Raw genomic sequence first — 11840 nt, 5'->3', positions numbered from 1 at the left:
CAACTGGACTACCACCCCAACGGCCTGATCCGACAGGAAACCGGCTTCGACGGCCAACGCACCGCCTACGCCTACGACCTCAACGGCAACCTGCAGGAAAAGACCGAACACGGCGACGATGGCAGTCAGCTTGTTACCCGTTACGAGCGCGATCATGCCGGTCATCTTGTAAGAAAAACCTTGCCCGATGGCAACACGGTCGACTACATCTACGACCGCCAAGGCAACCTGCTCAGCGTCGAAGATGGCCACTGGGCGCTGGCCTACGAGTACGACAAACAAAACCGTCTCACTGCAGAACATCAAGGCTGGGGCACTTTGCGCTACGGCTACGATGCCTGCGGGCAACTTCAGCATTTATGCCTGCCGGACAACAACCGCGTCACCTTCAACCACGACAAAGGCGGCCACCTCTCCACCGTCGAACTCAACGGTGACGTGCTCACCTCGCATCTATTCAACGCCGGCCGCGAACACCAACGCCAACAAGGCCAACTGCTCAGTCACTACCACTACGACGACCAAAACCGCCTGCACGCCCACGCTGTCACCCAACAGCAAAACCACCTCTACCAACGCCAATACGACTACGACAAAGCCGGCAACCTCACCCGCCTGCTCGACACCCGCAAGGGCGAACACCGTTACCGCTACGACCCGCTCCAGCGCCTGACTCGCGCCGATCACTCGCAGGATGTGCAGGAGCGTTTCGGCCACGACCCCGCCGGCAATTTACTCATGCAGGACAGGCCGGGCCCGGACATCGTGGCGGGTAATCGCCTGATGATCCAGGGCGACCACCATTACGACTACGACGCCTTCGGCAACCTGATCCGCGAACAGCGTGGCAAGGGCCAGCAACTCGTCACCGAATACCGCTACGACTGCCAGCACCGGCTGATCGAAGTCACCCAACCCAACGGCCAGACCGCCAGTTATCGCTATGACCCATTTGGTCGACGCATCAGCAAAACCATCGAAGAGAAAACCACAGAGTTCTTCTGGCAAGGCGACAAGCTCATCGCCGAACACCATGCCGATCACCATCGCAGCTACCTCTACGAACCGGACAGCTTCCGCCCGCTGGCACTGCTGGAAGGCTTCGGTCCAGAAGACGTAAAGCCCTACCACTACCAACTCGACCACCTCGGCACACCGCAGGAACTTACAACGCCCTACGGCGAAATCGTCTGGTCCGCCCACTACCGCGCCTACGGTGAAATCAGCCGCCTCGACGTAGGCAAAATCGACAACCCTCTACGTTTCCAAGGTCAATACTTCGACCAGGAAAGCGGCCTGCACTACAACCGGCATCGCTACTACCATCCGGATATTGGCCGTTACCTGACGCCGGATCCGGTGAAGCTGGCGGGTGGGATCAATGCGTACCAGTACGTGACTAATCCGACCGGGTGGGTAGACCCGCTAGGGTTAAATTCGTGTCCCGCCAGTGATGGATGCAAACCCACCAACGGCTTAGAAGATCCTATAAAAAAGGCCAAGGTCGACAGGGGGCAACCAGAGCTACCCAGGGCAAATGAGCGAAGAGCACGCATCGAGGCCCTGACCGAGGCAAACGCGAAGCGGCGCGTACTAGAACTTGAGGAAAAATATGATATGCACACCGTTACCAAACACGGACCTGAAATCACTGACTCAGCGTTGAAACAAAGAGCTATTGACGGAACGGACCCAGTTACCGGAATGCCCAAAGCGGACGGAAAAGGCAATTTAAGCTCTCAATTCCACAGCTGGAAAATGCAGCTGAGCGCCTTGAACAAGGCATTGACACGTAAATCTCTGGGGCTCGATCCATTCAATGGCCAAGATCACAATAAAAACCCCATACTTAGGCTGGAACTACCGGGGGCAGGACGAGGCTACAAACCCAACAAGAAAGATGCTGAAAACCCACACCTCAACGAAAATATGAATTGGTTTGAAGTTAAGTTTGACAAAAAAGATAACACTCGACCATTTACCGCCTTCCCTGCCGAGAAGAAATAATGTTGAAAGATCCATTCTTAAATGAGCCGTTTGATCCGAGCCTAACGTGGTTTATCGGGGCATTTGATGTTTACGACCGCGAGCAAGATCTCGGCATAGAGCTCGAAAAATATGATCCCAATGACAAGGCGGACAGAGAGGAATTGATAAAACGTTACGCGTTAAGCTTGAGCTACCTTTCGTACAGGCACAAATACGTTCTAATTGAAAATTTAAAAAGAAAGCTGGATGATGAAAGTTACAATTTCCATAAATTATTCGAGATAAAAGAAAACGATGCTGGATCGTGGCCAAGAGCAGAATGGTATGACCTGGATAATCCGAAAGACTTTCTGAGGGATATTTATTATCTCGCTCAAGATGCTTGGAAAGACGACCTCCAAAAAGCCAGCCGCGAAGACCAATCAACCTGGTAAAAACACTGCCATTTTTCCCTGAAACTGCACCTGTGGCGAGCGAGCAAGCTCCCTAGCCACAGGTGCATGAACTCAACGCTTGGAAAGCTCCATAATCATCCGACTCAACAAATAAACCCGAGGCATCACACTCTCCACCTCGGCATATTCCTCCGACGTGTGAATATTGCCGCCCACGATCCCAAACCCATCCAGCGTCGGCGTCCCTACCCCGGCCGACAAGCTTGCATCCGCGGCGCCGCCGCTGCCTTCGATGGTCAGGGTCTTGCCCAGCTCGCCGTAGATGCCCTGGGCAATTGCGACGAGTTTGTCCGATTCCGCCGTTTGCGGCATTGGCGGCAGCCCGCGTTGCAGGGTGGTCTTGACTTCGGTTTCGGGGATCAGTTTGTCCGCTGAAACCCGCGCCAGGTCTTTCTCGATGCGGTCGAACTCTTCCGGCAACGCCGCGCGCACGTCGGCCTTGGCGGTGGCCTGGTCGGGGATGACGTTGGTGCGGTCGCCGGCCTTGAGCACGGTGAAGTTGATGGTGGTTTTCTTTTCCTCGTCCCCCAGCTTGCCCAGTTGCAGGATCTGGTGCGCAACCTCCATGGCAGCGTTGCGCCCCAATTCGGGCGCGACGCCGGCGTGGGCGGCTTTGCCTTTGACTTCGACCACGGCGGTGGCGCTGCCCTTGCGCCAGACCACCAGGCCATCGGCCGGGCGGCCGGGTTCCAGGTTGAGGGTCACGTCATGGCCCTTGGCGGTGGTGCGGATCAGTTCGGACGCGGCGTCGGAGCCGGTTTCTTCGCTGGCATCGAGCAGGAAGGTGATTTGCGCATAGTCCTTGAAACCCTGGTTTTTCAGGACTTTCAGCGCGTAAATGCCGGCGACGATGCCACCTTTGTCGTCCATCACCCCAGGGCCATAAGCACGACCATCCTTGATATGGAACGGACGCTCGGCGGCCGAGCCTTCCTTGAACACGGTGTCCATGTGCGCCATCAGCAGGATCTTGGCCTTGCCGGTGCCCTTGAGGGTGGCGACTACATGGCTGCTGTTGGCGGCCTTGTCCGGCACCAGCTGGATACTGAAACCCAGCTGTTTCAATTCATCCACGGCAATATCGCGCACTTGGGTCAGGCCGGGCTCGTAGCCGGAGCCGGAGTCGATATTCACCAGGCGTTCCAGCAGTTTCAGGGCCTGGTCCTTGTACTGTTCGGCATCCGCCTGGATTTGCTTGTGCGGTTCGGCGCTGTAGGCCGGCAGGGCGAAGGACAAGGCCAGGGTGGCGGCCAGAAGGGTACGGGGGAAGGTGAAGGGCATGAACCGGTCCTTGTTTTTGTTGAAGGGAGATCGCCACACCCTACCCCACTAAACGGACCGCAACCAAGCCCCCTGCAGTGAGTTGACCCCGTTGCGCCCGCTGCTTTTGGCTTCGTACAAGGCACGGTCGGCATCGTTGAGCCAACTGATGGAGTCGGCATGGCCGGGGTGATACAGCGCCAGGCCGATGCTCAAGCTGGCACGCAGGGTCGGGTCCTGGGCGTACGCCAAGGCGTTGAAACGATCACGCAGGGCGTCCATCACCTCAGTGGCGCGGTTGAGCGGCATGTCCGGCAGGATCACGCAGAACTCATCGCCGCCGTAGCGCCCGGCAAGGTCGGTGCCGCGCAGGTTCTGGCGCAAGACCTTGCTCAACTGGCGCAAAACGATATCACCGGTGACATGGCCATAGGTGTCGTTGATGAGTTTGAAGTGGTCGATATCGATCAGCGCAATGGCCGCTCCCGCCGGGCCACGGCGGCAACGCTGGAACTCGACTTCCAGATGGTCTTTCCAGGCGCCGTGGTTGAGCAGGCCCGACAGGCTGTCGGTGCGGCTCAGGGCCAGCAGTTCACGCTTGTGCCGCGCCAGTGTCAGCGCCTGGCGATAGCAGATCCAGCCCAGAACCAGGGGGTACAGCATCAGGATCGGCAGGCAGGCGTACAACTGCACCTGGGTGGTCACGGCAATAAAGGCCGGAGTGAATATCAAAAGCGCCGTGGCGATACCCAGGGCCTGGGCCACCCACCCCGCCAGCATGAAGCGCGGCCCGCCGATGGCGACATTGTTCATGCTCATCATCGACAACGTGGTGACGCCGGGCAGCGGATTGAAGTGCATCGCGCCGACCCAGAACCCGCCGCAGAAGGAGTCGAACAACAGGTTGCGGCGCTCACTGCGCAACGCATGGACGGCACGCAACGACGCTTGAAATGCCAGGTGCGGCCAGACAAACGCGTTGATCAGCATCCAGGCCCACACCCATGGGGACGGGTTCAGCGGATACATCGCAAACGCCACGCACACAAAGCCGAGCGTCATACCCAGGAGACGGGATTTGTACAAGCGCGAAGCGAGCGGAAGTCCATTTCCTCCGACGGCTGGCATGATAGGGGCATCCTGGGTTAATCCCTGAAGTCTATCAGGGCAAAGTCAAAACGCCACTACTGCTTGCAGGCTAATGCTTCAATGCGAAAAGCCGCGTGCCAGCATGACCGCCACGCCGAGCAACATCACCGCCGTGATCCGCTGCAGCAGCACTCGCCGCCCGGGATTTTCCAGCACGTGCTTGATGCGCTGGCCGAAATAGCAGTACAGGCAGCCGCTGGCAAATTGCAGCAGCAGGAAGGTCAGGCCGAGGATCGCGATATCCGCCGCCGAGCTGTGCTCACCCGCCCCGGCGAACTGCGGGAACACGGCGCTGAACATGATGATGGTCTTGGGATTGGAAAAGCCGGTCAGCAAACCCTTGCCGAACAGGCTGCGCGAGCCCTCCACGGCGCCGGCCTTGTCGATCGACACGCCGCTGCTGGTCCACTGCTTGTAGGCCAGGTAAAGGATGTAGGCCACGCCGACAAACTGGATGGCCTGGGTAATCGCGAGGTTGCCCTTGATCAGCTCCGAAAAGCCCACGGCAAAGATCAGGATCGAAATCAGGTACGACACACTGGCGCCGATCTGCGCCGGAATCGAACTGCGCAGGCCGTCCTTCAAGCCCAGGCTCAACAGCAACAGGGTCATGGGACCGGGACTGAAGGTCATGGTGGCGCAGAACAACAGGAAGTAGAGAAACGAAGACAGCGTTAACGCACTTGTCATGGTCCGGGACCTTGAATGGAGAGAACGGCAACAACGGGGCGCACGCCACAGGCGCACACCCCTGCATGACATCAGGCGACGGCGATTTCGGTCGTCAGGGATTCGCGGTACATCAAGGCCAGGTCGGCCAGGGCCGCCTTGGCGGTCTGGTTGCGGGTTTCAAACGCCACCAGGCCTTTCCAGTTGGTTTCGACAATGGCCTGCATGACGTCGGCGTAGTCGCAGTTGCCGTCGTGAATGCCGAAGTGCTGGTCTTGCACGCCGTTGTTGTTGCTGAAGGAAATGCCCTTGATCAAGTGGTGATACTTGCGCACCACGGCCGCCGGCAGACCGTCCTCGATGTTGGCGTGGCCGGCATCGAGGAAGAAATACACGTTGTCGTGGGCCTGCAGGCGCTCGAACACAAATGCGTATTCAGCCTCATGGGTAAAGATGTAGTGGAAAGGACGATAGTTGACGTAGTTGGACAGGTTTTCCAGGTAGATGTCCGTGCCCTTGGTCGCCGCATAAGTGGCCAGTTCCTGGACGGACTTGAGGTAATGCTCCAGCGCCACTTTCTTGGCCTTGAGCACCATTTTCGGCTCGACGATGCAGCCACCGTGAATGATCAGCGGCGCGCCGAGGCGACTGGCGATATCGATCTCTTGCTTGACATAGGCCACCGCCGCCACGCGAAACGCCTCGACGTCACTGCCCAGCGGCGCCTTGAAGTTGCCATGGAACACCGGCTTGACCCCACTGGCGGCGATCTGCGCCAACAGGCTTTCGATGCGCGCATCGGTCCAGTCGTCGACCATTTCGCCGAACAGGCTGCCGTCGACATACCAATGGGTGCACTGCCCTTCAATGGCGGCTTGCAGGCCCTGTTCCGCGGACAGGTATTTCTGGTGGGCCACACCGGTGCAGAACGGTACGGCGGGGTTGATCAGTTTGCTTTCCATGGAGCGATTCCTTTCGTTGATGGAGGGTCAGGCGGTGACAGCGTCAGCGAGTTCGATGGCCATGAAATCGGCCTTGGTCACGCCGCAATCCGGGCATGTCCAGTCTTCAGGCACCTCTTCCCAAGGGGTGCCGGCGGGAATTCCGTCCTCCGGAATGCCCAATGCTTCTACGTACATAAAACCGCAGGGTGCACACATATAAGTCTTCATGAGAGTGCAGAATCCATTGCTCGCGTATAGGAAATTTCGCCAACTCCTGGCGAGATGGCGCGCAGTCTAGGGCAATGGCATTGCGCCAGGCAGGTAAAGTGATGCCTAATCCCGCCTGACTTCACCGGTAAAAGCACCGGCAAACATAAGGACATTTCATGTTGGTATCGGCCATCGCCTTTGTGGAAGGCACACCCAAGGTCCAGCAGATCGTGGATGCGTTCAGCCAGGCCATCGAGGCCGGTGAATGGGCACCCGGCAGCAAGTTGCCGTCGGTGCGCGAGCTGACCGAAATCCTCGGTGTCAGCAAGTTCACCCTCAATGAGGCCCTGGACCGTCTACGCGGGCGGCACCTGCTCACGTCCAGCCAGGGCCGGGGCTATTTCGTCGCGATGGACAGCGCGCGCCCGGCGTCGGTGGCCTGGGTCGACCTGCTGCCCCAGGACCTGCTCAGCGTATTGCGCCGGCCACTGGCCACTGCCAGTGGGGAGCTGCGCCCCGGTGGCGGGCACTTGCCGGAGGACTGGCTGAACGGCGAAGCGATCCGCCAGGCCATGCGCAGCGTGGTGCGCGCGCCGTCGCTGCGCATCGCCGGGCTCGGCACGCCGGCCGGGCTGTTGCCGTTGCGCCAGGCGCTGCAACAGAAACTCCACGGCGAAGGCCTGTCGGTGCCGGTGGAGCAGATCATCACCACCCCCAACACCGTGCAGGGCCTGGACATGCTCATGCGCCTGCTGGTGCGGCCCGGCGACACGGTGCTGCTGGACGCGCCGTGCTACTTCAACTTCCACGCCAACCTGGCCCTGCATGGCGTCAAGGTGGTGACGCTCGAACGCCGCCCCGACGGCTTCGACTTCACCGCCCTCGAACACCTGCTGGCCGAACACCGGCCCAGCCTGTACCTGACCACCAGCGTGCTGCATAACCCGACAGGCCATTCCTTCAGCCCCAGCCAGGCGTTTCGCCTGCTGCAACTGACCCAGCAGTATCACTGCCATATCGTCGAGGATGACCTCTACGGCGACCTGCACCCCAACCCACCGCCACGCCTGGCCGCCGTCGCCGGGCTGGACCAGGTCACCTACCTGTCGGGATTCTCGAAGATCCTCAGCGCCAATACCCGCGTCAGCTTCGTGGTGGCCGCGCCACAACTGGCCGCCAACCTGACCAACATGAAGTTGATGAGCGGCGGCGTGACCTCGGAGCTGTTCGAGCAGATCGTGTACCGCATGCTCAGCGAAGGCAGTTATGCCAAGCACCGCAAGCGCATGGTCCAGCGCCTGATGGAAGCCGGCGGGCGCGTCGAGCAATGGCTCAAGCGCTGCAGCTGCGAACTGCCGATGGCTTTCGAAGGCGGCATGTTCATCTGGGCGCGCCTGCCGCCGGGGGTCAACGGCGAACTGCTGGCCCAGCAAGCCCTGAAGCGCAGCATGGTGCTGGCGCCCGGCTTGCTGTTTGGCTATGACCCGGCTCATCGGGACTTGATGCGCTTCAATGTGGCTCACAGTGATGAGCCACGGGCGCAGCGGGTATTTGAAGCGCTGCTGCGCCAGGAGCTTGCGCAACGCGGAGGACGAAACGTTTAGATCAAACCTCGCTAATCTGTTTTTTTAACGATTCAATCCCCACCCTTTGGTCAGGCTGTACTAGCATACGTCTCGGCGGGCAGCACTATCACTGCAGGTTATTCGCATTGGCTAGTCTCTTAATCCCCGTCGCTATAAGACCGAATACCTGCATCCGAAACTCATGGACGAATTGATGAACTCACACCTGTTCCCACATATAGGCAAGGTCATCGCCAGCACCGGCAGTCGCCACTTCCCACGTATGCTGCATGACCTGATCCTCACCCAACTGGCAGTGGACGCCACCCATATCACGCAACTGCGAGTGAGTGCCGCTGGCCACACTCGCCGCAGGATCAGTCCGGTCTATACCGACTCGGCAGTGGCGCTGGGCGAAGAGCAACCGGCCGCCCAGCTGCACCTCACCCGCCGTAAGGACGATGTGCGGTATGTGCTGTCGGTGTACCGCTCGCACCAGTCCGAGACCTTCTCGGCGCAAGAGCGCAGCATGCTGGAGGATTTCTCCACGCTGCTGCTGCCCATGGTGGAAAACCACATCAGCGCGATCCAGCCATGCCCCCCAGGCAATACGCCGCAGGAACCGCAGAACCAGGGCATCGAGACCTTGCGGCGGCGCATTCAGGAGCGCCTCGTGCAATCGGGGTTGACCCTGTCCAACCGTGAACTGGAAGTGTGCGTAGGCCTGCTGGCCGGGCGCACCGCGCCGGAGTTGGCCGAACAGTTGGCACTGAAGGTCAACACCATCGAGAGCTACCTCAAGCGCGCGGCGATCAAACTGGGCATCAGCGGACGGCATTCGTTGTTGAGGTGGATGTATGCCACCGAAGACAGCACCAGTCTCTAAGCCGACATCGGTCCAAATGTGGGAGGGGCTTGCCCCCGATAGCGGTGTATCAGCTTGCCTATGCATTGACTGACACACTGCCATCGGGGGCAAGCCCCCTCCCACATTGGTTACTCATTGGCAGATAGAGATCAGTCCCGGGCCAGTGCCTCGGTCGGGTCCAGCCGCGCCGCATTGCGCGCAGGCCTTCGTACCACCAGCCTCTAAGCCGACATCGGTCCAAGGGTGGGAGGGGGCTTGCCCCCGATAGCGGTGTATCAGCTTGCTTATGCATGGACTGACACGCTGCCATCGGGGGCAAGCCCCCTCCCACATTGGTTACTCATTGGCAGATAGAGATCAATCCCGGGCCAGTGCCTCGATGGGGTCCAGCCGCGTCGCATTGCGCGCAGGCCTTCGTACCACCAGTCTCTAAGCCGACATCGGTCCAAATGTGGGAGGGGGCTTGCCCCCGATAGCGGTGGGTCAGCTTGCCTATGCATTGACTGACACACTGCCATCGGGGGCAAGCCCCCTCCCACATTGGTTACTCAATGGCAGATAGAGATCAGTCCCGAGCCAGCGCCTCGATGGGTCCAGCCGCGTCGCATTGCGGGCAGGCATTCGTACCACAAGCCTCTAAGCCGACATCAGTCAAAAGGTGGGAGGGGGCTTGCCCCCGATAGCGGTGGGTCAGCTTGACTATGCATTGACTGACACACTGCCATCGGGGGCAAGCCCCCTCCCACATTGGTTACTCATTGGCAGATAGAGATCAATCCCGAGCCAGTGCCTCGATGGGGTCCAACCGCGCCGCATTGCGCGCCGGCACGAAGCCGAACACGATGCCGATCAGCGTGGAGCAGGCAAACGCGGTGATGATCGAGCCCAGGGAAAACACCATTTCCCACTCCTTCACGAACAGCGAAAACAAATAGCCGATGGCATAGGACAGCGAGATACCGATAATCCCGCCGATCAGACACACCATCACCGCCTCCACCAGAAACTGCTGGCGAATATCCGATTGCCGCGCCCCTACGGCCATGCGGATGCCAATCTCGCGGGTGCGTTCGGTGACCGACACCAGCATGATATTCATCACGCCGATGCCACCCACCAACAACGAAATCACCGCGATCAATGACAACAGCAGCGCCAGCGAGCGGCTGGTTTTCTGCACCGTCTGCATGATGCTGTCGAGGTTGTTGGTGAAGAAGTCCTTGGTGCCGTGGCGTTGCAGCATCAGCTTATTGACGTTGTCCTCCACCACCTTGCTCGGCTGGCCGTCCTTGATGCGCACGGTGATGCTGTCCAGATGGCGCTGCCCCAACAGGCGCCCCGCCGCCGTCTCATACGGTACCCACACGTTCAGCACCTTGCTGGCGGCGAACAGGTTCTTGTTGTCCGCCGTCACCCCGATCACCGTGCACGGCAGGTTGCCCACCAGGATCACCTGGCCCAGGGGGTCGACGTTCGCCCCGAACAGGCGATGCCGGGTGTTGTGGTCGATCACCACCACCTGTGCCTGACGCCGTGCATCACTTTCGCTGAAGGCGATACCGGCTTCGAGCTTCACGCCCTTGACCTTGAAGTAGCGGTCGCTGACGCCGTTGACCTGTGCATCCACGTCGATATTGCCAAAGCGCAGCAACAGGTTGCGCCCCACCACCGGGGTAGCGCTGTCGACGTAATACAGCTGGTTCAACGCATCCACATCTGACGGCATCAGGGTCTCGATGGCCGAGGCGCGGCTGTCACCGAAACTGGTGCCGGAAAAGATATCGATGGTGTTGCTGCCGATGGCCTGGATGTCCTTGAGCACATAACGCTTGGCGCCCTCGCCGATGGCCGAGATCGACACCACCGAGGTGATGCCGATGACGATACCGAGCATGGTCAGCAAGGTGCGCATGCGATGGGAAATCAGCGCGACCCAGGCCATGTTGAACGCTTCCTTGAACAACCCCAGGCTGGCCACCAGGCGCCGCGCGCCGCTGCGCCGGGGCTCGAGCGGCGCTTCGCCGGGCAGCTCCAGGCCGGCACTGTCGTTGACCTTGTCGCTGACAATCTCGCCGTCGCACACCTCGACGATACGCTGGGCATTGGCCGCCACCTTGGGGTCGTGGGTGACGATGATCACCGTGTGCCCGGCCGCGTGCAGCTCGGCGAGGATACGCATCACCTCCTTGCCGCTGTGGGTATCGAGGGCGCCGGTGGGTTCGTCGGCCAGGATCACCTCGCCGCCATTCATCAAGGCCCGGGCGATACTCACGCGCTGCTGCTGCCCACCGGACAACTGGCTCGGCCGATGGGTGACATGCCCCGACAGGCCCAGGCGCGCGAGCAACTCCCGCGCGCGGCTGTGGCGCTGGCCTTCCGGGATGCCGGCATAGATCGCCGGCATTTCCACGTTGTGCAAGGCACTCAGGTGCGCCAGCAGGTGGTAGCGCTGGAAGATAAACCCGAAGTAATCGCGGCGCAGTTCCGCCAGTTGCTCATCGCCCAGGGAACGGGTTTCGATGCCGTTGATTTTGTAGCTGCCGGCGGTGGCGTAATCCAGGCCGCCGAGGATGTTCATCAATGTCGATTTACCCGACCCCGAGGCGCCGATGATCGCCAGCATTTCCCCGGCGTGAATGGTCAGGTCGATGCCCTTGAGCGCGATGAATTCGCGCTCGCCGGCCATGAAACTGCGGGTGATGCCCTTGAGCTCCAGCAGAGGTTGAGTCAT

Annotated in this window: 10 protein-coding genes; 4 read left to right on the top strand and 6 right to left on the bottom strand. The window is 60.1% G+C overall.

Annotated features, from left to right (window positions below; genetic code table 11):
- Both BFP89_RS08450 and BFP89_RS08445 read left to right on the top strand, forming a co-directional pair.
- The coding region (locus tag BFP89_RS08450; RefSeq protein WP_141689061.1) for an RHS repeat domain-containing protein at positions 1 to 2007 on the top strand (2007 nt) is incomplete at its 5' end.
- Positions 2007 to 2423, top strand: coding sequence for a hypothetical protein (locus BFP89_RS08445; protein ID WP_065885040.1), 417 nt, complete (start codon positions 2007 to 2009; stop codon positions 2421 to 2423). The genes BFP89_RS08450 and BFP89_RS08445, both read left to right, overlap by 1 nt.
- A gap of 72 nt (positions 2424 to 2495) precedes the next feature.
- On the opposite strand, the gene BFP89_RS08440 is transcribed toward BFP89_RS08445, so the two are convergent.
- The 5 genes from BFP89_RS08440 to BFP89_RS08420 form a co-directional block, all read right to left on the bottom strand.
- Positions 2496 to 3725: a M20/M25/M40 family metallo-hydrolase gene (locus BFP89_RS08440; protein ID WP_065885039.1), complete on the bottom strand. Its 1230-nt coding sequence runs from the start codon at positions 3723 to 3725 to the stop codon at positions 2496 to 2498.
- A 48-nt stretch (positions 3726 to 3773) separates the two neighbouring features.
- A complete protein-coding gene (locus BFP89_RS08435; protein ID WP_065885038.1) occupies positions 3774 to 4832 on the bottom strand; it encodes a diguanylate cyclase in 1059 nt (352 codons plus the stop codon).
- Positions 4833 to 4910: 78 nt separating this feature from the next.
- Positions 4911 to 5543 (bottom strand): LysE family translocator, encoded by a 633-nt coding sequence (locus tag BFP89_RS08430; RefSeq protein WP_065885037.1) that lies wholly within the window; start codon positions 5541 to 5543, stop codon positions 4911 to 4913.
- Positions 5544 to 5614: 71 nt separating this feature from the next.
- A complete protein-coding gene (locus tag BFP89_RS08425; RefSeq protein ID WP_065885036.1) occupies positions 5615 to 6484 on the bottom strand; it encodes a sugar phosphate isomerase/epimerase family protein in 870 nt (289 codons plus the stop codon).
- 27 nt (positions 6485 to 6511) lie between these two features.
- Positions 6512 to 6694 (bottom strand): rubredoxin, encoded by a 183-nt coding sequence (locus tag BFP89_RS08420; RefSeq protein WP_065885035.1) that lies wholly within the window; start codon positions 6692 to 6694, stop codon positions 6512 to 6514.
- Positions 6695 to 6852: 158 nt separating this feature from the next.
- On the opposite strand from BFP89_RS08420, the gene BFP89_RS08415 reads away from it, so the two are divergent.
- Together BFP89_RS08415 and BFP89_RS08410 are read left to right on the top strand one after the other, a co-directional pair.
- A complete protein-coding gene (locus BFP89_RS08415; protein WP_065885034.1) occupies positions 6853 to 8280 on the top strand; it encodes an aminotransferase-like domain-containing protein in 1428 nt (475 codons plus the stop codon).
- Between the two features lie 175 nt (positions 8281 to 8455).
- Positions 8456 to 9127 carry a LuxR C-terminal-related transcriptional regulator gene (locus BFP89_RS08410; protein ID WP_104503316.1) on the top strand — a complete coding sequence of 224 codons (672 nt, stop codon included), beginning with the start codon at positions 8456 to 8458 and terminating at the stop codon, positions 9125 to 9127.
- A gap of 754 nt (positions 9128 to 9881) precedes the next feature.
- On the opposite strand, the gene BFP89_RS08405 is transcribed toward BFP89_RS08410, so the two are convergent.
- Positions 9882 to 11840, bottom strand: coding sequence for a MacB family efflux pump subunit (locus BFP89_RS08405; RefSeq protein ID WP_065885032.1), 1959 nt, complete (start codon positions 11838 to 11840; stop codon positions 9882 to 9884).

The organism is Pseudomonas sp. 31 R 17, assembly GCF_900004915.1.
In the GTDB taxonomy this organism is placed as follows: Bacteria; Pseudomonadota; Gammaproteobacteria; order Pseudomonadales; family Pseudomonadaceae; genus Aquipseudomonas; species Aquipseudomonas orientalis_A.
The sequence above is the reverse complement of the archived record's forward strand: the minus strand, read 5'-3'. Positions and strand labels throughout refer to the sequence as shown.